This window comes from Acidovorax sp., from assembly GCF_046294525.1.
In the GTDB taxonomy this organism is placed as follows: domain Bacteria; phylum Pseudomonadota; class Gammaproteobacteria; order Burkholderiales; family Burkholderiaceae_C; genus Acidovorax.
In genome coordinates this window covers 269,562-288,273 of record NZ_JBKBKQ010000002.1, presented here as the reverse complement: position 1 = coordinate 288,273, position 18,712 = coordinate 269,562, and the positions used below count along the sequence as shown (strand labels likewise).

The following is an 18,712-nucleotide window of genomic DNA, read 5'->3' as shown; positions in this document are numbered from 1 at the left end:
GGCGTGGAGCGGGCAAACAACAAAAAGGCCGTGCCAGCAGGACCGGCACGGCACGGGCTTACCCAGAGTGCCGCGAGCAAAGGCGCCACCATGGCGGACGGCAGCGCGAGCCAGCGTGGGGCTGGCGCTGACACCAATGCCGGTGCGGACGTCGCAGCGGCGCTGGCGGAAGCCGCCCATGCCAGGCGGCCCATCCAACCGAAGGAGTTGCCAAAAATTCAAGCGTTTTTGGCCTCCAGCGCTTGCTGCAAAATCGCTAACAGCTATAAAAATAGTAGCTACTGATGGCAGCGCTCACGCAGCGTTTTCAAGCGCCTCGCGCGGAAAGTCGGTGGACGCGGCCAACGTGCGCCAATGCGCTGTCTCTTTCGCCACGAAGGCGTGCTTGTCGGCAATGGTTTGCAACGTGTCCGTGCCCAGCGGCAGGCGCAGCGGGGGCGTGGGGCTGGCCACCAGCTGCATCACGGCGCGGGCCAGGCGCACGGGGTCGCCGGGCTGGTTCAGGTTGATGCGGCGCGCAGCCTCGCGCACAGCGCCGGCGCTCTCGGAGTAGTCGTCCAGCACGCGCGGCGACACGGCCAGCGAGGCGCTGTCCAGAAACTCGGTGCGGAAGTACCCCGGCTCCACCACCGTGGCGTGGATGCCCAGCGGCGACAGCTCGGCATGCAGCGCCTCGGTGATGCCCTCGACCGCGAACTTGGTGGAGCAGTACAGCCCAAACCCCGCGCTGGATTGCACGCCGCCCAGCGACGAGATGTTGACCACATGCCCTGCGCGGCGCGCGCGCATGGCGGGCAGCACGGCGCGGGTTACGTGCAGCAGGCCGAACACATTGGTGTCGTACAGGCTGCGCACCTCGTCGGCGGTGGCCTCTTCCACCGCGCCCAGCAGGCCGTAACCCGCGTTGTTGACCAGCACGTCGATGCGGCCGAAGTGCGCCAGCGCGCGCTGCACGGCCGCCTGGGCCTGGTCTTCATCGGTCACGTCCAGTGCCAGAGGCAGCAGGGCATCGTGTGCGCCCAGGCGCTTTTCGACCGAGGCGGCGTTGCGCGACGTGGCGATGACGGCGTCGCCCTGGGCCAGCGCGGCCTCGGCAATGCGCGCGCCGATGCCGCGTGCGGCGCCGGTGATCAGCCAGACGCGGGGAAAGGCGGGTGCAGGGGATCCAGGGGACAGGGAGGTCGAAGAGTTGGTCATGGCAATTCCTGAAGCAATGGGGAATAAGGCAGGAGCGGGCGTGTTGCAGTGCCCACGGCTGCGAACTGTAGGCAGCGCATTGCCATGCGACTAGCCCATAATCTGCCGATTCATTCGCAAGCAAAAATTGCCAATTCATCCGCCACCATCTCCACCGCCCTTGCACCATGGCCATCAACGAACTGCGCGCCATCGCCAACTTTGCCAAGGCCGCCGAGCTGGGCAGCCTGCGCCAAGCCGCCGCCGCGCAGGGCATCACGCCCCAGGCCTCCAGCCAGCTGCTGGTGCAACTGGAGTCGCACCTGGGCGTGCGGCTGTTCCACCGCACCACGCGCAGCCTGAGCCTGACCGAAGAGGGCCAGCAGTTTTTGGCGACGGCCCAGCCCGGCCTGTCCACGCTGCAGCTGGCGGTGCAAAGCGCGCGGCGCGGGCGTGAAGAGATGGCCGGGCCGCTGCGCATCGTGGCGCCGCGCTCCATCCTGCTGGAGGTGGTCTGGCCGGTGCTCGACGTGTTCTGCCGCCGCCACCCGCTGGTGGAGCCCGATGTGCAGCTGGACGACCGCATCGGCAACTGGGTGGAAGACCGCGTGGACGTGGGGTTCCGATCGGGCTACCCGCCCGAGGGCGGCGTGGTGGCGAGGCGGCTGCTGACGCTACAGCTCATCGTGTGCGCCGCGCCCGCCTACATCGCACGGCACGGCGCGCCGGCCAGCATCGACGAGCTGGCCCACCACCGCTGCAGCGGCTTTCGCCACCCCGCCACCGGCAAGCCCATGCCCTGGGAGTTCCAGGTGGGCGACGACATCGTGGCGCGCACCATCCATCCCGCGTTCTGCACCAACGACATCGAGGCTGAGGCCCGCGCGGTGCTGGGCGGCCACGCGGTGGGCCAGTTGGTGGGCCCCACGGCTGCGCCGCTGGTGCGCAGCGGCCAGCTGGTGCCGCTGCTGCCCCAGCATGTGGCGCAGCACCTGGCGCTGTACGTGTACTACGGCAGCCGCACCGCGCTGCCCACGCGCGTGCGGGCCTTTATCGACCTGGCGGTGGAGATGGTGGCGGACAACCCGGCCTACGTGCTGGCGCCCCACGAGCTAATCCACTGAATTCGGAAGAATCGGCGGTGCGTGAGGGTCTGGCAGGGTCCCATCGAGCGCCGGACGCAGCCGGGTTGGGGGCTTTTGTTACTGTGCCTCGCCTTTGCGGCGCGGTGCCGGGGCGGCGCTGCGGATTTCTTCGCCGTTCGCGGCGCCAAAGTACGGCGCGCCCTGCACGGCCGTGGCGGGCAGGTTGAAGGTCTTGACGGGCACCAATGTCTGCACGCCGCGGGACTCGCCCGGGCCCCCGGTCGGCGCGGACTGGGCAGCATCCAGCACGGGGTTGATGCAGGTTTCGCGCACGTCTTTTTCGAGCTGCGGCGTGAGGGGTTTGCGCGGGCCGAAGCGGTCGCCTTCCAAGAACAGCGTGCCGTCCCTCAGCTGCGCGGCGGGGGTGAGCAAGGGCATGGCTTGCGCCGCGTTGAAGCCCACGCGCACCACGCGCGCAGCAGGGTCGGGGTTGCCATGCGCTTCGCCTGCTGCAGGCTCCAGGCGGTACTGCGTCACCTTCACGGGCTGCGCACGGCCACCGGCACCGGACGCATCAGCGGCATCGCCCAGGTAGAAGTAGCGTGCCGATGTGGCCGGCACCGCAGGCAGCGTGTAGCTGGCGGCCCAGCGGTTGTGCGAAGTCGGGAACAGCGGGCGCAACGTGGCGGGCGGGCGCTCGTCCTCGGCCATGGCAAATACCGGTGCCTGGGCCTGCGACAGCGCGTGGCCTTGGAAGTCGAACACCACGCTGCCCGCGGCCTGCTGCGCGCTGCCCGCACGCACCAGCACCGGGAACAGCGTTCTATCGGGCCGCACCTCCTGCAGGCGGATACCGCCGCCGGGCGCTGCCCGCCACAGGCCAGCCGATACTATGTCCATCGAGCCGCCCATGAAGGCAAAACAAAAGCGGTTGTCGTCCAGCAGCACCAACTGAGCCACCGAGTCCACGGTCTTGCTGTGGTAGTCGCCCACAAACGGCTGCTCGTCGATGCTGGCAGCGTGCGCAGCGGCGAGTACGACTGCGGCGAGAGCCGCCGCACAGGCCAGCGAGCGGGAGAAGATGAACAGGGCGCGCACGAAGGTCTCCGCAAAGAGATGAAAAAGCAATGGCAGTGCTGCAACAGGCACCAGCAGCAGCATGGGCTGCGGCAAGGACTATAGCCAGGGTGCCGCAGGCGCAGACGTTTCCAGCCCCCGTGATTGCGCGATGCCATCGGCCAGAAAGTCCACCGCCGCGCGCACCGAGGGCAGCTGTCCGCGCCGGTGCGCGATGAGCAGCGTGGTGGTCATGCCGCCCGCATGGTCAAAGGCCGGCAGCAGGCGCACCAGCCTGCCCGAGGCCAGGCTGGCCGCGCACAGCCCCCTGGGCAGACAGCCAACGCCCACGCCGGCAAGCGCGGCGTGCAGCAGCGTCCAGGGCTCGTCGGCAAAAAAGCGGGGGCGCGGGCGCACCGTGTGGGCCTTGCCGCCCTGCCACAGCGTCCAGGCCTGGGCCGACGCGGCGGCCGACAGCAACAGGCCGTCGTGCCCGGCCAGCGCCTGCCAGTCGGTCGGCGGGCCGCCGTGGCGCGCCAGGTAGGCCGGCGCGGCGACCAGGTAGAACGGCTCGAAGCCCACGCGCCGCTGCACCAGTTCCGAATCTGCCAGCGGCGCGGAATGGTCGCGCACGCCGATGTCAAAGCCCTCCTGCACCAAGTCCACGAAGCGGTCGGTGGCGTGCAGCATCACCTGCAGACGCGGGTGGCGCTCGGCCAGCACAGGCAGCAGTTCGGCAAGCACCAGCTGCGCGGTGGTCACCGACGCCGTGATGCGCACCAGCCCCGTGGGCTCGGCCTGCAGGCCCCGCACCACGTTTTCGGCCGCCTCGGCCTCGATCAACATGGCGGCGGCGTGGCGGTAGAAGGCCTTGCCGGTGTCCGTCATCACGAACACGCGCGAGCTACGCTGGATCAGGCGTACGCCCAGGGCGGTCTCCAGCGCCGCCACGCGCTTGCTGAGCGTGGACTTGGGGCACTCCAACGCCCGCGCGGCCGCGGCAAAGCCGCCGTGGTCCACCACGCGTACGAAAAGCTGCAGGTCGTTGAGGTTGAGCATGGGAATCGTCCGCGAGACGAAGACGGGGGACAAGCCTGGCGCGCCCCGGGCTTGGTGCCGCTCATCGTCCACGCATGTAAACGATGAGTCTACTTTGAGGTGGCTACACAGGATAAAGCCACACCCGTATCTTTTGAGCCGGGGCAAACGCGCGCCTTTTCTCCCTTCTTTTCCCCCTTTTCCTTCTTTTTTTCTACTTTGCTTTTTTCCAAGGAACCGCAATGACACCGACCCTTTTCTATGGCGTGCCCGAGGGCTGCTCGCTGGCCAGCATCGTGGCGCTGGAATGGCTGGGCGCGCCATATGCGCTGTCGCGCATCGTGATGATGGAACACCCCTGGCCGGCGGACTACACCCGCCACATCCACCCACTGAACCTCACGCCGGCTTACGTCACGTCAGAAGGCGCGGTTCTCACGCAGAGCCTGGCCATCCTGCTGCACCTGGCCGCGCGGCAGAGCCACCAGCTGGGCTACCCCGAGGGCACGCCCGGGCACGACCGGCTGACCGAGACGCTGGCCTACCTGAACACCGACTTCTTTGCCGCATTTGCACCGCTGTGGACAGCCTACGAGATGGAAGCTGACCCGCGGCGACAGCAGGTGCTGCGCGACCTGGGGCGCGCCCAGGCAGCAGCCGCCTGCCAGCATGTGGACGGCCTGCTGGTCACGCGCGAATGGATGGACGGCGGCCCCAAAAAGACCGTGGCCGACGCCTACCTGGCCGCCGTGGCCCGCTGGGCCGAATACCACGGCGTGCTGCAGGTCGAGGCCTATCCCCATCTGCATGCGCACCTGGCCAAGCTGCGCGCAGACCCCGCCGTGGCGTTTTCCCACGCCATCGAGCGTGGCGAGCCCGTCACCGGCGCCGGGGGGTTTCAGGGCCATGTGGCGCTGGCCAACGTGGTGGCGCAGCTTGGCGCGGGCTGACGCGCCATCGCACTGCTCTGGCCCGCGCTCCCAGCCTGTCAGCCTCTCAGGCCGCAAAGCCCCCGTCGATCAGCAGGCTGGCCCCGGTCACCATGCCCGACTCGGGTCCGGCCAGGTAGGCCACCATGGCCGCGATCTCGTCGGGGTGAGCATGGCGGTCCAGTGCCATCAGGTTGTGCATGTCACCCGCCATGGGACCGTCGGCGGGGTTCATGTCGGTGTTCACCGGGCCGGGCTGCACGTTGTTCACGGTGATGCCACGCGGGCCCAGGTCGCGGGCCAAGCCCTTGGTCAGGCCCACGATGGCGGCCTTGCTCATGCCATAGACGCTGAAACCGGGCCATGGCACACGGTCGGAGTTGGTGCTGCCAATGGTGATCACACGGCCATAGGCACCGCCCTGGCCCATGTGACGCACGGCGGCCTGGGTGGCCACGAACACGGCGCGCACGTTCACGTTGAAGGTGTGGTCGAAGTCGGCCAGTGCAAAGCCATCGATCTCGCCCATCACCGCCACGCCCGCGTTGTTCACGAGGATGTCGATGCGACCCAGCCGCTCAGCCGCGCTGTCGATGGCCTGCGTGAGCGCGGTGGCGTCGGCGCTGTCGGCCTGCAGGGCCAGGGCCTTGCCCCCGGCGGATTCGATGGCCGCCACCAGCGCCTGGGCCGGTGCGGCCGAGCGGGTGTAGGTGAGGGCCACGGCCGCGCCATCGCGCGCCAGGCGCCGCACGGTGGCCGCCCCAATGCCGCGCGTGCCGCCGGTGACAAACGCCACCTTTGCGGCCAAGGGCAGGTGCGCCGGGGATGTGGGCGATACAGAAGACATGGCGGTTTCTCCAAAAAATGAGGGATGAGAAAAGGTTCGGCAACGAACCAGAAGCCTCTGCAGTGTCAGAAAACCATTGCCTTGCCGGTAGCCCCCAATGGGATGGATGAATTTCAACCATGGGTTGAAAATGCGAGCCATGCAACCGCTCAGTCATCTCGAATGCTTTGTGCAATCCGCCGAGTCCGGCAGCTTCTCGGCCGCCGCGCGCTTGATGGGCCTCACCCCCGCGGCGGTGAGCAAGAACGTGGCGCGGCTTGAAGCCAACCTGGGGGTGCGGCTGTTCCAGCGCAGCACGCGGCGTCTGGCGCTGACGGAGGGCGGGCAGCGGCTGCTGGCGCAGATCCGCCCGCCGCTGACCGCGCTGGCCGACGCAGTGGACCATGCGGCCGAGGCCGAGCAGCAGCCCGCAGGCACGCTCAAGGTGAGCATGGGCCTGGCCTTTGGCCGCGCCTATCTGGTACCGCTGCTCACCGAGTTTTTGCAGCGCTACCCCGCCATTCAGCCCGACTGGCGATTTGACAACCGGCAGGTGGACCTGATCGGCGATGGTTTTGACGCGGGCATTGGCGGCGGCCTCAACCTCAACCCCGACATGGTGGCGCGCACGCTCGGGCCCATTCACCTGGTGGTGGTGGCGGCCCCCGCGCTGCTGCAACAGGGCCGCAAAGCGCCGCGCCACCCCGCCGACCTGGCAGCCTGGGACGGCATTGCGCGCCGGGCACTGCGCACCGGGCGCGTGCCGGTGATCACCCTGCGCAACAAGGCGGGTGCAGCCGCGCCGGTGGAGTTTCGCCCGCGCATTGTGTTTGACGACCCCGAGGCCATGTGCCAGGCCGCGCTGATGGGCCTGGGTGTGGCCGTGCTGCCCATGCCGTTTGCGCAGCCCTGGCTGGCACGCGGCGACCTGGTGCGCCTGCTGCCCGGCTGGTGGGCCGACGCCGGGCCCACCATGCTGTATTACCCCAGCAAGAAACTGCTGCCCGCGCGCACGCGGGTGTTTGTGGACTTTGTGCTGGAGCAGTTTAGCCAGCGCGGGTTTGCGCAACGGGTGCGGGCGGATTGAGGCGGGCCCTGCCGCTGCATCGATTCATCTCTTCATCACCTCCATCTTTGGCGGGCGCGAAGGTGGCTGCTTCTACACTGGCAGGCGCATCCCCGCGCCTCACCGAAGGAGTTCCGCATGTTCATCCGCTGGCCCCTCTGTTGTGCCTGGTTGTCGCTTTGCCTGCTGGTCGGCGGGGGTGGCCTGACGGCCGGCGCTGCTCACGCGCAAACCATCGCTGCATCCGCCTGGCGCGAAACGGCCACGGCAGAAGAACAGGCGCTGGACGCCGCCGCCTTTGAGCCCGTGGAGACCGCGCTGGCCACGCAGTACCCCGATGTACAAAGTGCGGTGGTCGTGCTGCGCGGCCGGGTGGTGTACCGCTTCTACCGCGACGACGAGCCGGAGAAGCTGCGCGACACGCAGTCCGCTTCCAAAAGCGCGCTCTCGGCCCTGCTGGGCACGGCCCTGGCCCAGGGGCGCATCGGCAGCGTGGACCAGCGTGTGGTGGAGCTGATGCCCGAATGGGCGCCCCTCAACCCCGACCCGCGCGCCGCCACCCTCACGCTGCGCCACCTGCTGACGCTGACGGCCGGCTTTGCGCTGGATGGCGGCCCGCGCACCCGCTCGGGCACTGCCGCCCCTTTGCCCGTGCGCGAGGCCTGGGCAAGGCCCCTGGCGGCCGACCCGGGGCAGGTGTTTGCCTACGACAATTCCGTCACGCCGCTGCTGGTCGCTGTGCTGGAAAAAGCAACCGGCATGTCCCTGGCCGACTACGCGCAGCAGCAGTTGGTGGCGCCCCTCGGCCTGGCAGCGCCGCGTTACCAGGGCAGCATCGTGCACCTGCGCACGCTCGACATGGCCAAGCTGGGCCAGTTGTACCTGCAGCGCGGCCAGTGGAACGGCCAGCCGCTGCTGCCCGAGGCGTTTGCCGATGCATCCGTGCAGGCACAAACCGCGGGCGGCCCGCCCGTGGGGTTGCCCTATGGCTACCTGTGGTGGGTGGTGCCCGGCAAGGCGGCGCGGCCCACCTTCATGGCCAGCGGGTTTGGCGGGCAGTTCATCTGGGTGTACCCGCCGCTGGACCTGGTGGTGGCGACCACGTCGACCGTGTCGCCCGAAAGCGGGCGGCGCGGGCAGGCGCTGCAGCTGATCCGCAACGCCGTGTTTGCGGCGGTGCAGCGGCGGGTGGCGGGCGAGCCCCGGTAGAGCACTGCATACCCCAAATTTGAAGCTTTTTCAGCCCATAGCGCGCGCCCATCAAGCGCTGATAGCTATCATTTTTAAACAAGCACCACGCAACACACCGTACCGGCTGGGCTAAGAACCTGTTCTAAGGCTTGCGCACAAACGCCACCTCCAGCCCCTTGGCCGTCACGGTGATGGGCCCCGGCTGCAACCCCAGGCCGTCAAACACCGCCGTGTCCTGCGGGCGCAGCTGGTGCAGCGTGACTTCGCGCAGCGACTGCTCGGCCAGCACCGGGCCATAGGCGTTGAGCAGGTCGGTCACGGCGGGCTTGAGGGTGGGGAAGTCCAGCCGCCCCAGCTTGATCTGGTGCGCACGCAGCGTGCGGTCGCTGGCTTCGTAGCGCAGCGCAAATTCCACGTCAAAGGTGCCGCCGTGCCCGCGCCGCAAGGCGGGGCCCGCCGCTTCCACCGCCATGGCCGCGCCCAGCCGGTTCACATCGGGCAGCAGGCGCAACTGGGGGGCTTGCAGGCTCAGGTCGAACAGGCCCTGCACGGGCACGCTGCGCGGAAACTTGGCGGTCACCATCTCCTGCAACTGCGCCAGCGGCACCGTGTAGCTGGGCTGAGCCAGCGCCCCGCACCCCATGAACAGGGCGATGCCCGCGAGGGCGATGCTGCGGTGGGCGGCGGCGGTCAGGAATTGGCGGCGGTGGGGCATGGGGGGTATGTCCGGAGGGGCGCAGTGCGGTGGGACACGCTCTGCAGAAAAAGGTGCCCTGCGACCTCGGCAGGCTGCAGGCAAGCCGTACCGCCCGCGCCTACCGCCGAGTGCACCGGCACTCCCTCTCCCCTCGCGATAGAGGGCCGGGGACAGGGGCCGTCCTGCTGACAGCCGCCTGCCACACGGTCAAAAAATCAAGCCAAAAGTGCCTCCAGCGCTTATCCATCAAGCGCTGGCAGCTATCTTTTTTGATCTGATCAACGCCCCACGACCGCCCAGCCTGCCTGCTGGTTGGTCTTGTCGTTCTCGTACTCCCACGCCGTGCCGCAGCGGTCGCAGACATAGCGGGTAAAGGTCACCGGCCCGTGGTCACGGTCTTCCTTGCGGCTGCCGCGCTGCACCAGTTCGGCGTGGCCGGGCGCCTTGCGCCAGTTGCGCTGGATGCCCTGGCAGGGCTCGCACAGCGCCATGGGTTGCAGTTCTCTTTGGCGGGCCAGGTCTTTGGTCATGGGGATGGGCGTGGTTGCGTCGTGGGGCCGCTACTGTAAGGCAAGGCGTTGGCGGACAGCACAAGTGCGCTCCCCGCCATAGCATCGGCCCATGCCACGCACCACTCCTGATCCCGCCCACCGGCACACGCCCCCGCTCGTGCCTGCCGCCATCGATTTCAGCGCGCCAGCGGACGTGGTGGCGCGCCGGCTGATCGGCGTGACGCTGCTGGTGGACGGCGTGGGCGGGGTGATCGTGGAAACGGAAGCCTACGACCAGACGGACCCGGCATCGCACACCTTCGGCGGCCCCACAGCGCGCAACGCGGCCATGTTCGGCCCGCCGGGCCGCGCGTACGTGTACCGGTCGTACGGCCTGCACTGGTGCATCAACACGGTGTGCCGCGAGGCGGGGCACGGCGCGGGCGTGCTGCTGCGCGCGCTGGAGCCGACCCACGGCATCGACATGCAGCAGGTGCGCCGCGGACTGCAGGACGTGCGCCTGCTGTGTGCGGGGCCGGGGCGGCTGGCGCAGGCGCTGGGCATCGACGCCAGCTTCAACGGGCTGCCGCTGGACCAGCCGCCGTTTGCGCTGCTGGAACCCGGTGCCGCCGCCACGGCAGCCGCGGGCGATGGGCCGCTGGAAGTGGTCGCGGGCCCGCGCATCGGCATCTCCAAGGCGGTGGACGTGCCCTGGCGCTTCGGGCTGCGGGGCTCGCGCTATCTGAGCCGGGCGTTTGCGGCGGGCAAGGTCTAGCCTCCTTCGCCCGCCAAGGCCTGGCGCAACGCCTGGTGCGCCTCGCCCATGCAGTCGGGCGGCAGCTGGTGCTTGGACTGCAGGTAGTGGTGGGTGAACACGTCGAGGTAGGCGTTCAGCACCTCCGCGGCCCGCGCCTCGCCCGCCAGATCCAGGCACAGCGCAGCGACTTCGGAGGTGCAGAAATGGTCGCCCCGGCGCGAGCGGCGCAGTTGGTAGCGCGAGATCTGCTCGGGCGCCAGGCTCAGCACCGGAAAGCGGTCGAGGTAGGGACTTTTGCGGAACATCTTGCGCGCCTCGGGCCAGGTGGCGTCGAGCAGGATGAACAGCGGGCGGGGGCGGCCCGATGCGTGTGCTGGCGCGACCTCCGTCACCACCCGCTCGGGCGCCACGAATTCGCCAGGGAAGACCACATACGGCTGCCACTGCGGGTCGGCCAGCAGCGCCAGCAGAGCGGGGGATACCTCGGTGCGCGCCCAGCCAAAGGCAAACGTGTCGGCCACCACATCGGCAATCAGCCAGCCCGTGTTGCTGGGTTTCAGGGGTTCGGTATCAGCCATCAGCAGGCACACACCCGCCCGCGTGGGAACCTGAGGGCGCAGCGCGCAGATGCAGTGGCTGGGCACCAGGCGGCAGCCCGCGCAGCGCTCGCCCTTGGGGCCGCCGCGCGCCAGAAAGGGCTTGGCGCTGCGGGCAAGGCGTTCGGTGCGCAGGCGCGAGACGGCGTGGGCAGGCGTGGCGGAAGACGGAACGGGGTGGAACGCGTGGGACATGGATTGATAGCGATCAGGTATTCAATTGTGACCACCTGAAACCGGGAAGAAATCTGCAAAGCCCCGCTCCTAAAATCGCGCCCATTTCAAGGAGGGAGCGACATGAGCGAGAACGAAAACATTGGCGCGGATACCCATGCAAGCACGAAAGCCACCGCAAAAACCGGCATTCAAAAACACTTCAACGAGGAAGGCAGCCAGTCCAAACCGGTGGTGCTGGTGGCCAGCTTGTTCATCGTGGCGCTGGGCCTGTTTTGCGCCTACATGTTGTTCCGGGGCCCAGACGAAAAGAACGTGTTTTTCTTCCTGCGCCACGGTGTGATTTTTTATCCCCTCATGGCCCTCGGCGTGTTCGTGAACGCGCGTGTGGCCCTCCTTGGCTTCAAGCGTCTCAGAACCATGTAGCCGCTGTGCGCGGTGCATTCACCCGCCCGCGTGCTCCAGCGCGAATGTGGGCACCTCGGCCTGGCGGCTCAGCCACACGCCGCCGCCCAGTTCCACAAAGCCTTCGCGCAGTCCGCGCCGGTACAGCTCGGCCCGGTGGCGGAACACGCGGTTGTCGGTCAGGTCCTCGTCGATGATGTCCTGCTCATAGTCCTCGCGCGCCACGGCTTCGACATACAGCGCGCCTTTGGACAGGCGGCCCAGGTTGTGCAGCGCGGCCTTCAGGTCGGGCGGGCTCAGGTAGGGCAGCACGCCCTGGCAGATCACCAAGTCAAACGGCTCGCTGGCCGCATAGTCCACCACCGAGCCCTGCTGCCAGCCGAACTTTTCGCACAGGTAGGGGCTGAACTCCACGCCCTTGTAACTGGCGCCGGGAAAGTGCTGCGCCACGATGTCCTTCCACAGCCCGATGCCGCAGCCCACGTCCAACACGCGCTGCACCGGCACCCGCAGGTACTTGAGGTAGCTGCACACAAAGGTGCCCAGGCGCTCCATGTGCTGCGGGTCCACCACGCTGGTCTTCTTGTCGAAGTAAAAGCGCTGGTAGTAGGCCTCGTCGAAGGTGGTGGCGCTGGCGGATTTCAATGCGGGTCCTTGGTTTTCACGAAAGCGCGAGAGTATCGCGCGGCGTGTAGGCTGTCGCCATGGATTCGATGATTGCCGCCGCCGCCCGCGCGCTGGCCGCGGGCGATGCCCTCACGGCGCTGCAGCGCGTAGCCTTGCGCAACGACCCGCCCGCGCTGGCCCTGCGCGGCATTGCCATGGCCCAGCTGGGCGAGCACCCGCGCGCCCGCGAGTTGCTGCGCCGCGCCGCCCGTGCCTTTGGCCCGCACGAGAGCGTGGCCTGCGCCCGCTGCGTGGTGGCCGAGGCCGAGGTGGCGCTGGCCCAGCGCGACCTGGGCGCTGGCAAGGGATCTGCACCGCTGCTGGCCGCCGCCCACACGCTGCTGGCCCATGGCGACATGGCCAATGCGCTGCAGGCCCGGCTGGTGGCCGCGCGCCGGCTGATCCTGCTGGGGCAGCTGGCCGAGGCGGCCAACGTGCTGGCTTCTGACCCCACCGAAAGCCCGCCCGCCGCTGGGCCCATGCGCTTGCCCCCGGCCCTGGCTGCGGTGGCCGCGCTCACCCGCGCCGAGCTGGCCCTGCGCGCGCTGCAGATCGACGCCGCACACGCCGCCCTGCAACAGGCCGGGCAGGCCGCGCAGCAATCCGGTGTGCCCGCGCTGCAGGCCGAGGTGGCCCACGCGCACGCGCTGCTGGGCCGGCCCGCCGCCCGCCTGCTGGGCCCGCGTGGCGAGCAGGCGCTGTTGCTGCAGGACGTGGCGGCGCTGCGCGCCTCGGCCGACACGCTGGTGGTGGATGCCTGCCGCCACGCCGTGCATGCGGGTCACGTGGCGCTGCCCCTGGCCCGCCGCCCCGTGATATTTGCGCTGGTGCGCGCGCTGGCGCAGGCCTGGCCGGGCGATGCGGACCGCGAGGCGCCGATTGCCACCGTGTTCCGAACGCGCCACCCCGACGAGACCCACCGCGCCCGGCTGCGCGTGGAGATGGGCCGCCTGCGCAAGCTCATCGCGCCGCTGGCGGGCGTGGAGGCCACGGCGCGCGGCTTTGCGCTGCGCCCACTGCACGGCCGCAGCGTGGCCCTGCTGGCGCCGCCGGTGGAGGGCGCGCAAGGCGCCCTGCAGGCGCTGCTGGCCGACGGCGCGGCCTGGTCCACGTCCGCCCTGGCGCTGGCGATGGGTGACAGCCAGCGCACCGTGCAGCGCGCGCTGGCGGATCTGGAAGCACAAGGTCAAGTCCGCGCCATCGGCCAGGCCCGCGCGCGCCGCTGGGTGGCGGCGCCCAGGGTGGGATTCACGACGATCTTGTTACTCCCGACTTCGCCGCCGAATCCCTAAAGTGGCCGCACCGCCCAACGCACCGGTTTCAGCAGTGCTCCGGGCACCCACCCCATCCGAGGAGTTTGAAAGATGACCACTGCCACCCCCCACACCGCCACCAAGACCAACCACGACACCGCCTGCGGCAGCGACCTGTCGGGCACCCCGCCCTCCAGCAAACACCTGCCGATTGCATCGCGCCAGAGTGCCGAAGTGGTGCGCGAATACGGCCCGTTTGGCGGCGCCAGCACCATCCACGGCGTCACGCACGACGGCCAGCGCGTGTGGGCAGCCACGGGCGAACACTTGGTGGGCTTTGACCCCGCCAGCGGCACCACCACCCGCACGCTGGATGTGGTGTGCGATGCGGGCACGGCGTTTGACGGCACGCACCTGTACCAGATCGCCGAGGCGCGTATCGACAAGATCGACCCGGCCACGGGCAAGGTGGTGGCCACCATTCCCGCACCGGGCGGTGGCAATGACTCGGGCCTGTCCTGGGCCGAGGGCAGCCTGTGGGTGGGCCAGTACCGCGACCGCAAGATTCACCAGATCGACCCCGCCACCGGCGCCATCCGCCGCACCATTGAATCCAACCGTTTTGTGACTGGCGTGACCTGGGTGGACGGCGAGCTGTGGCACGGCACCTGGGAGGGCGAGGAAAGCAGCCTGCGCCACATCGACCCTACCAGCGGTGCCGTGTTGCAACAGCTGGACATGCCGGCCGGTGTGGGCGTGAGCGGGCTGGAGTCCGATGGCGCCGGCCTGTTCTACTGCGGCGGCGGTCCCAGCGGAAAGGTGCGCGCCGTGCGCCGGCCCGGGGCGCGCAAAGCAGCTTGAAATGCGGTGGAGGAAAGGACGCGGCGGCCCTTGGGCCGCCACGGTCCGTCGAATCAGCCGGTGGTCTTATGCCGCTGGCTTGGGCGGGCGGTGCAGTGCGCAGATCTTGTTGCCGTCCGGGTCGCGCAGGTAAGCCAGGTACAGGTTGCCGGTCGGGCCTTCGCGCCAGCCCGGCGGGTCTTCACACGTGGTGCCACCGTTGGCCAGGCCGGCTGCGTGGAAGGCATCTGTCTGCTCGGGCGACTGCGTGACAAAGCCGATGGTGCCGCCATTGGCAAAGGTGGCGGGCTCGCCGTTGATGGGGGTGCTGATGCAGAAGGTGCCCGTGGGGCCGCGGTAGAAATACCGGTTCTTGTTGGCCACACCGGGCGGCACGCCAATCGTTCCGAGCAGCGCGTCGTAGAACTTCTTGGACATCTCCAGGTCGTTCACACCGACCATCACATGACTGAACATAGCTTCTTGTCTCCATAGGGCCCGCAGGAGGCGGGTGGGTTGAAATGCCAGGCGATGTTAGCGGCCCGTGCGCCGCCCGCCTGCACGCTGGCGACAGCGCCCCTGCCGCGCATCGCGCCTTTGCGGCTGGGTGCCGCATTGCAGCCGGGTTTGATTGAAAATGCCCTCAACCGCTTATCCAGCATGCGCCAGCAGCTATTGAATCATGAGCACCCATCACACAGACAACCCCCTGGATCCCCACGTCACCCCCGTCCCCCTCGACAAGGCCTACCGCCTGCTCAACCACGGCCCCACGGTGCTGGTCTCGGCCGCGCATGCGGGCCAACACAACGTGATGGCGGCTGCCTGGGCCTGCGCGCTGGACTTTTCGCCGCCCAAGGTGACGGTGGTGCTGGACAAGGCCACCCGCACGCGCGAACTGGTCGAGGCCAGCGGCCTGTTCGCGCTGCAGTTGCCCACCGTGCCGCAGGCCGCCATGACCGTGGCCATCGGCACCGACAGTGCCAAGTCCGTTCCCGACAAGCTGCAGCGCCATGGCGTGGTGCTGTTCGAAGCACCCGGCCACGCAGCCGTCCCCCTGGTGCAGGGCTGCGCCGCCTGGCTCGTATGCCGCGTGATCCCCGAGCCCCACAACCAGCAGGCCTACGACCTTTTCATCGGTGAAGTGACCGCCGCCTGGGCCGACGACCGCGTGTTCCGCAACGGGCACTGGGAGTTCGACACCGCGCCCGACGAACTGCGCACGCTGCACTACGTGGCGGGCGGGCAGTTTTATGCCACCGGGGCGTCGGTGAACGTGGCGTGAGCCCTGGCAAGCCACCGCGAGGTATGCACGCCACCTACATCAACCGCCAAAACGGCGAGGGCGGAGCCGGTCGGCCCTTGGGCATACGGGGCTTTCACACGCTCACCCCCAGCTTGCCCAACAAAGACTCCGCGCGGTAGTTCGGCTCTGCAACGCCATCCAGCAAAAACACCGTGGATTTCGCATGCTGCGTGCGCAACGGAATCAGCGCGGCATAGGTAGGCGAGTCATACCAGGCACGCGCCTGTTCCATGGACGGAAAGCGGATGATGATGCAGTCCCCGTCGAACACACCTTCCTTGACCTCCGCCCGGGTGCCGTGCACCAGGAAGGCCCCGTCAAAAGGCTCCAGGCTCGCGTCGATGCGCTGCAGGTAGGTGACGATGTCGGGACCCCACCGCAGATCGCTGAGTAAACCAACGGCGTAGGCAGACATGGCAAAGTCCTTTCGTTCTTTGTTTAGGCGTTTGTTGCGCAACGTGCTGTTGCGGACGCTGTGGGAGAAAGATTGCCCGGCCAGAGCCGAGGGAAAGCTGCATGGCAAAGGCGCAGATTCCGCCTTTCACTCCGCCTTCACCTGGGCATCCGGCGCCCATGGAGAGCACTGTAGAAGCCGAGAGTCAGCGCGGCAATTACCTTGGAGGTCAAGGTGAAGGCGGGTATGTGCCTCTTTGGCGAAGGCCCATATCTCGGATGACAGCAGCAGCCTGCGTGCCAGCAGCAGCGGCGCAGGGGGTTAGCCCCCCTTCCCACGGAGAGAGAAGACGTGAGAGCCATCCAAGATCGGCGCCAAATTACAGTCAAATCAGCCTCTAGCGCTTATCCATCATGCGCCAACAGCTATCAATTTGATATCAAGCTGCAAACAGCTCACTGCAGCGCTTGCAGAAACTCCGGGTCTTGCCAATAGCGCTCAAAGTCCTTGTCCGCCATGAACTGCGAAGCAGGTTTGCCCAGGCGCCGCGCCGCCATGGCGCTTTGCAGCAGGCGGGGCTTGTCGCCACCCACAGCGTAGTAGCAGGCCAGGTTGTACAGAAGCGTGCCGTTGGTCTGCAGTTGCGGGTCGAACGTGGGGCCGATCAGTGTGGCCATCACGGCGTCTGCCAGGTCGCGGTGCTGTGGCGCGTGAATGGCAAAGGCCAGCGTCTGGCTGGCGATGACGCCCTGGTTGTAGGCCACGCTGTTGTCGCGCGCGGAGTGGCTGCCGATGTGCGGGTGCACCTGCGCCAGGTAGTGCCGCACCAGCGCGGCAGACGAAGCAAAGTCGCCTGCACGGTTGTAGTGGTTGACCAGCTCGGCATAGGCCGCCGTCACGTGCGGCGCCAGGGCGCTGGCGAGGCCGGGCGTGTCTTGCGCCAGGGCCTGCGCCTGCTGCAAGAACGGGGGCAGCCCCGTGCGCGCGTTTTTGGTGGCCGCGGCGACTGCGGCTTGCAGTTGCTGGCGCTGCGGCTGTGTGGATGGAGTCGGCGGCGAGGTTGTTGTGGCGGGCGCAGCGCGGGCAGCGCGCTCCACGGGTTGCACCACGTAGGTCAGGCGGGCCTGCAGCAACGGCAGTTGGCGGCTGCCGCTGCGCAGCAGCACCTGGCCCTGGTCCAGCGGGGCTTTCAGGTCGGGCACGCGCAGCACCAGCTCCAGCGGATCTGCGGCAGATGCCTCTTTGCGGCCACGGTGTGTACGGGCGCGCGCGGCGTCGGCCAGCTTCATGGGTTCAGCGCCCGTACCCAGCAGACGGTTCATCACCCCCTGCGTTTCGGCGTTGTCCAGCCCGATGCGCAGCACCGTGTAGTCGTGCTCTTGGGATGGCAAGCCCCAGGCCACGGTCAACGCAGCAGGCAACTGGTGCAACGCAGGCCACAGAGCGTCCACCGGCACCGGGGGCGGTCCGTCGCCAACGTGTGGGCCAGGGGGCGGGCTGCGCAGCCACACCTGTGCGGCGGGCAGCGCGGCCGCTGGCTGCACGGCAGGGCTGCCACCCACCGCTGGCGGCTGCGCTGCCGCAAACTCCACCGTGCCCGTCACCGGGGCAGAGCGGGTCACCGGCCCTTCAAACACCGGGCGCCATGCGGGCGTGGTGCGCTGCGCGGCAGGCACATCGGCCACACCACGGGGCCGCACCACATACAGGCCGATGTCGTTTTCGTAAAGCTTGAACAGCGCCGCCTCGCCCTTGTGGCTCAAGTAGCCACGCGGGTGCACGCTGAACCAGGGGCTGGCGCCCGGCAGTCTTTCGGCGGGCTCCCACCAGCGCATGTTGTGCATGAATCGGTATTCCCCGTCCTCGCGCGGCACAAACGCCTTGAACTGCACCACCTCGCCGCCCAGGTGCAGCCGCGTGTGCGCATCGCCAAACCAGTAGCGCCCCGGCAGCGAGCCCGGCATGCCCATGGCCTTGAGCACCACGCCCGCCGTGGCCCCGAAGATTTGACCGCCCAGGCCCTCCTCCAGGTGGTACTTGCGCCGGTCAAACTTCACCACGTCCACCCGGGGCCGCACATCGCCATGGCCCGCAAAGCTCTCCGGTTCCACCTCGGCCCACGCGCGGCGCGCAGGCGGCAAGCCTTCAAAACAGGTGGCGTTCCAGCGCAGCGCCTCGGCCGCATGCGTACGCTGGTGGCACCAGGTGTCCACCTTGTCGATGTGGCGCGTGAGGTCCATCTTGTGGGCTTGGCCGTTGGCCCACACGTAGGCCCAGGCGGCGGTGTTGTCGGGCGTGTTGCCTTCCTTCTTGCCAAACTCCACCACCTCGGCCTTGGCCAGTGCCGTCACCACCTCGGCGTGCGACATCGCATTGCCATCCACCGGCGCGCCGTAGGCCTTGCGCTGCGGGCTGCCGGTAAACACCCAGTCCACAAAATGCTCGGGCGTAAACATCACACCCGATGTAAACAGTGAGCCCTGCACACGCAGCGTGTCTTGCAACACACCCTGGTCGCTGAACTTCCACAAATAGCCGCCGGCGGCCGCCACCACCTGCCGCGTGCGCAGCACCACGAACATGCCATCCACATGGCCATGCAACACCTTGCGCACCTCCAGCGTGGCCGAGCCCGCAGTGTTGTCGGACAGGCGAGGGAACGCATCCTGAGCGGGCGCACTGGCAAGCGCCGGGGGCGTCATGGTCATCATCGTCATGAGCAGGGCGAAGGCACAGAGTGCGCGGGGCAAGAATGCGGGCATGGTC

The 18,712-nt window shown here is 68.4% G+C and carries 21 protein-coding genes; 10 read left to right on the top strand and 11 right to left on the bottom strand.

Annotation, left to right across the window (positions count from 1 at the left end; genetic code table 11):
• Positions 1-90 precede the first annotated feature (90 nt).
• Positions 91-285: a hypothetical protein gene (locus ACK4HJ_RS03725; protein WP_409827822.1), complete on the top strand. Its 195-nt coding sequence runs from the start codon at positions 91-93 to the stop codon at positions 283-285.
• Between the two features lie 9 nt (positions 286-294).
• Here ACK4HJ_RS03725 and ACK4HJ_RS03720 read toward each other — a convergent pair whose 3' ends face one another.
• Positions 295-1,197 carry an oxidoreductase gene (locus tag ACK4HJ_RS03720; RefSeq protein ID WP_409827821.1) on the bottom strand — a complete coding sequence of 301 codons (903 nt, stop codon included), beginning with the start codon at positions 1,195-1,197 and terminating at the stop codon, positions 295-297.
• A 167-nt stretch (positions 1,198-1,364) separates the two neighbouring features.
• Here ACK4HJ_RS03720 and ACK4HJ_RS03715 point away from each other — a divergent pair, with 167 nt between their 5' ends.
• Positions 1,365-2,300 (top strand): LysR family transcriptional regulator, encoded by a 936-nt coding sequence (locus ACK4HJ_RS03715; RefSeq protein WP_409827820.1) that lies wholly within the window; start codon positions 1,365-1,367, stop codon positions 2,298-2,300.
• 78 nt (positions 2,301-2,378) lie between these two features.
• Here ACK4HJ_RS03715 and ACK4HJ_RS03710 read toward each other — a convergent pair whose 3' ends face one another.
• Positions 2,379-3,359, bottom strand: coding sequence for a hypothetical protein (locus tag ACK4HJ_RS03710; RefSeq protein ID WP_409827818.1), 981 nt, complete (start codon positions 3,357-3,359; stop codon positions 2,379-2,381).
• 78 nt (positions 3,360-3,437) lie between these two features.
• On the bottom strand, positions 3,438-4,376 hold the full coding sequence (locus ACK4HJ_RS03705) for a LysR substrate-binding domain-containing protein (protein ID WP_409827817.1): 939 nt from the start codon (positions 4,374-4,376) through the stop codon (positions 3,438-3,440).
• A 221-nt stretch (positions 4,377-4,597) separates the two neighbouring features.
• On the opposite strand from ACK4HJ_RS03705, the gene ACK4HJ_RS03700 reads away from it, so the two are divergent.
• Positions 4,598-5,305: a glutathione S-transferase family protein gene (locus ACK4HJ_RS03700; RefSeq protein WP_409827816.1), complete on the top strand. Its 708-nt coding sequence runs from the start codon at positions 4,598-4,600 to the stop codon at positions 5,303-5,305.
• A 46-nt stretch (positions 5,306-5,351) separates the two neighbouring features.
• Here ACK4HJ_RS03700 and ACK4HJ_RS03695 read toward each other — a convergent pair whose 3' ends face one another.
• Positions 5,352-6,131: an SDR family oxidoreductase gene (locus ACK4HJ_RS03695; protein ID WP_409827814.1), complete on the bottom strand. Its 780-nt coding sequence runs from the start codon at positions 6,129-6,131 to the stop codon at positions 5,352-5,354.
• Positions 6,132-6,270: 139 nt separating this feature from the next.
• On the opposite strand from ACK4HJ_RS03695, the gene ACK4HJ_RS03690 reads away from it, so the two are divergent.
• Both ACK4HJ_RS03690 and ACK4HJ_RS03685 read left to right on the top strand, forming a co-directional pair.
• Entirely contained in the window at positions 6,271-7,197 is a 927-nt protein-coding gene (locus tag ACK4HJ_RS03690) for a LysR family transcriptional regulator (protein ID WP_409827812.1), read from the top strand.
• Positions 7,198-7,314: 117 nt separating this feature from the next.
• Positions 7,315-8,385 (top strand): serine hydrolase domain-containing protein, encoded by a 1,071-nt coding sequence (locus ACK4HJ_RS03685; RefSeq protein ID WP_409827810.1) that lies wholly within the window; start codon positions 7,315-7,317, stop codon positions 8,383-8,385.
• 124 nt (positions 8,386-8,509) lie between these two features.
• Here the strand turns inward: ACK4HJ_RS03685 and ACK4HJ_RS03680 are convergent, their stop codons facing one another.
• Positions 8,510-9,082 (bottom strand): DUF1439 domain-containing protein, encoded by a 573-nt coding sequence (locus ACK4HJ_RS03680; protein ID WP_409827809.1) that lies wholly within the window; start codon positions 9,080-9,082, stop codon positions 8,510-8,512.
• Positions 9,083-9,342: 260 nt separating this feature from the next.
• Positions 9,343-9,594 (bottom strand): hypothetical protein, encoded by a 252-nt coding sequence (locus ACK4HJ_RS03675; RefSeq protein WP_409827808.1) that lies wholly within the window; start codon positions 9,592-9,594, stop codon positions 9,343-9,345.
• A 91-nt stretch (positions 9,595-9,685) separates the two neighbouring features.
• Here ACK4HJ_RS03675 and ACK4HJ_RS03670 point away from each other — a divergent pair, with 91 nt between their 5' ends.
• On the top strand, positions 9,686-10,330 hold the full coding sequence (locus tag ACK4HJ_RS03670) for a DNA-3-methyladenine glycosylase (protein WP_409827807.1): 645 nt from the start codon (positions 9,686-9,688) through the stop codon (positions 10,328-10,330).
• On the opposite strand, the gene ACK4HJ_RS03665 is transcribed toward ACK4HJ_RS03670, so the two are convergent.
• Positions 10,327-11,103 carry a tRNA-uridine aminocarboxypropyltransferase gene (locus ACK4HJ_RS03665; protein WP_409827805.1) on the bottom strand — a complete coding sequence of 259 codons (777 nt, stop codon included), beginning with the start codon at positions 11,101-11,103 and terminating at the stop codon, positions 10,327-10,329. The genes ACK4HJ_RS03670 and ACK4HJ_RS03665 overlap by 4 nt on opposite strands.
• A 102-nt stretch (positions 11,104-11,205) precedes the next feature.
• Between ACK4HJ_RS03665 and ACK4HJ_RS03660 the strand changes: the two genes are divergently transcribed.
• Positions 11,206-11,508, top strand: coding sequence for a hypothetical protein (locus tag ACK4HJ_RS03660; RefSeq protein WP_409827803.1), 303 nt, complete (start codon positions 11,206-11,208; stop codon positions 11,506-11,508).
• 18 nt (positions 11,509-11,526) lie between these two features.
• Here ACK4HJ_RS03660 and ACK4HJ_RS03655 read toward each other — a convergent pair whose 3' ends face one another.
• Positions 11,527-12,132, bottom strand: a complete 606-nt coding sequence (locus ACK4HJ_RS03655; protein ID WP_409827802.1) for a class I SAM-dependent methyltransferase — start codon at positions 12,130-12,132, stop codon at positions 11,527-11,529.
• A gap of 59 nt (positions 12,133-12,191) precedes the next feature.
• Here ACK4HJ_RS03655 and ACK4HJ_RS03650 point away from each other — a divergent pair, with 59 nt between their 5' ends.
• Both ACK4HJ_RS03650 and ACK4HJ_RS03645 read left to right on the top strand, forming a co-directional pair.
• The gene (locus tag ACK4HJ_RS03650; RefSeq protein WP_409827801.1) at positions 12,192-13,445 is read left to right on the top strand and encodes a helix-turn-helix domain-containing protein; all 1,254 of its coding nucleotides are present in this window, start codon (positions 12,192-12,194) and stop codon (positions 13,443-13,445) included.
• Positions 13,446-13,517: 72 nt separating this feature from the next.
• Positions 13,518-14,267 carry a hypothetical protein gene (locus tag ACK4HJ_RS03645; RefSeq protein WP_409827799.1) on the top strand — a complete coding sequence of 250 codons (750 nt, stop codon included), beginning with the start codon at positions 13,518-13,520 and terminating at the stop codon, positions 14,265-14,267.
• 66 nt (positions 14,268-14,333) lie between these two features.
• Here ACK4HJ_RS03645 and ACK4HJ_RS03640 read toward each other — a convergent pair whose 3' ends face one another.
• Positions 14,334-14,723, bottom strand: coding sequence for a VOC family protein (locus ACK4HJ_RS03640; protein WP_409827798.1), 390 nt, complete (start codon positions 14,721-14,723; stop codon positions 14,334-14,336).
• 205 nt (positions 14,724-14,928) lie between these two features.
• On the opposite strand from ACK4HJ_RS03640, the gene ACK4HJ_RS03635 reads away from it, so the two are divergent.
• Positions 14,929-15,531 carry a flavin reductase family protein gene (locus ACK4HJ_RS03635; protein WP_409827796.1) on the top strand — a complete coding sequence of 201 codons (603 nt, stop codon included), beginning with the start codon at positions 14,929-14,931 and terminating at the stop codon, positions 15,529-15,531.
• Positions 15,532-15,625: 94 nt separating this feature from the next.
• Here ACK4HJ_RS03635 and ACK4HJ_RS03630 read toward each other — a convergent pair whose 3' ends face one another.
• Positions 15,626-15,967: a DUF1330 domain-containing protein gene (locus ACK4HJ_RS03630; protein WP_409827795.1), complete on the bottom strand. Its 342-nt coding sequence runs from the start codon at positions 15,965-15,967 to the stop codon at positions 15,626-15,628.
• Between the two features lie 434 nt (positions 15,968-16,401).
• Positions 16,402-18,708: a TPR end-of-group domain-containing protein gene (locus ACK4HJ_RS03625; RefSeq protein ID WP_409827794.1), complete on the bottom strand. Its 2,307-nt coding sequence runs from the start codon at positions 18,706-18,708 to the stop codon at positions 16,402-16,404.
• Positions 18,709-18,712: the final 4 nt, after the last annotated feature.

Bases quoted from the DNA above. Each gene is read 5' to 3' on its own strand.
- ACK4HJ_RS03715 (WP_409827820.1), top strand. From the start codon at position 1,365: ATGGCCATCAACGAACTGCGCGCCATCGCCAACTTTGCCAAGGCCGCC.
- ACK4HJ_RS03705 (WP_409827817.1), bottom strand. From the start codon at position 4,376: ATGCTCAACCTCAACGACCTGCAGCTTTTCGTACGCGTGGTGGACCAC.
- ACK4HJ_RS03680 (WP_409827809.1), bottom strand. From the start codon at position 9,082: ATGCCCCACCGCCGCCAATTCCTGACCGCCGCCGCCCACCGCAGCATC.
- ACK4HJ_RS03695 (WP_409827814.1), bottom strand. From the start codon at position 6,131: ATGTCTTCTGTATCGCCCACATCCCCGGCGCACCTGCCCTTGGCCGCA.
- ACK4HJ_RS03650 (WP_409827801.1), top strand. From the start codon at position 12,192: ATGGATTCGATGATTGCCGCCGCCGCCCGCGCGCTGGCCGCGGGCGAT.
- ACK4HJ_RS03630 (WP_409827795.1), bottom strand. From the start codon at position 15,967: ATGTCTGCCTACGCCGTTGGTTTACTCAGCGATCTGCGGTGGGGTCCC.
- ACK4HJ_RS03720 (WP_409827821.1), bottom strand. From the start codon at position 1,197: ATGACCAACTCTTCGACCTCCCTGTCCCCTGGATCCCCTGCACCCGCC.
- ACK4HJ_RS03625 (WP_409827794.1), bottom strand. From the start codon at position 18,708: ATGCCCGCATTCTTGCCCCGCGCACTCTGTGCCTTCGCCCTGCTCATG.
- ACK4HJ_RS03700 (WP_409827816.1), top strand. From the start codon at position 4,598: ATGACACCGACCCTTTTCTATGGCGTGCCCGAGGGCTGCTCGCTGGCC.
- ACK4HJ_RS03670 (WP_409827807.1), top strand. From the start codon at position 9,686: ATGCCACGCACCACTCCTGATCCCGCCCACCGGCACACGCCCCCGCTC.
- ACK4HJ_RS03685 (WP_409827810.1), top strand. From the start codon at position 7,315: ATGTTCATCCGCTGGCCCCTCTGTTGTGCCTGGTTGTCGCTTTGCCTG.
- ACK4HJ_RS03645 (WP_409827799.1), top strand. From the start codon at position 13,518: ATGACCACTGCCACCCCCCACACCGCCACCAAGACCAACCACGACACC.
- ACK4HJ_RS03675 (WP_409827808.1), bottom strand. From the start codon at position 9,594: ATGACCAAAGACCTGGCCCGCCAAAGAGAACTGCAACCCATGGCGCTG.
- ACK4HJ_RS03665 (WP_409827805.1), bottom strand. From the start codon at position 11,103: ATGTCCCACGCGTTCCACCCCGTTCCGTCTTCCGCCACGCCTGCCCAC.
- ACK4HJ_RS03635 (WP_409827796.1), top strand. From the start codon at position 14,929: ATGAGCACCCATCACACAGACAACCCCCTGGATCCCCACGTCACCCCC.
- ACK4HJ_RS03660 (WP_409827803.1), top strand. From the start codon at position 11,206: ATGAGCGAGAACGAAAACATTGGCGCGGATACCCATGCAAGCACGAAA.
- ACK4HJ_RS03690 (WP_409827812.1), top strand. From the start codon at position 6,271: ATGCAACCGCTCAGTCATCTCGAATGCTTTGTGCAATCCGCCGAGTCC.
- ACK4HJ_RS03640 (WP_409827798.1), bottom strand. From the start codon at position 14,723: ATGTTCAGTCATGTGATGGTCGGTGTGAACGACCTGGAGATGTCCAAG.
- ACK4HJ_RS03725 (WP_409827822.1), top strand. From the start codon at position 91: ATGGCGGACGGCAGCGCGAGCCAGCGTGGGGCTGGCGCTGACACCAAT.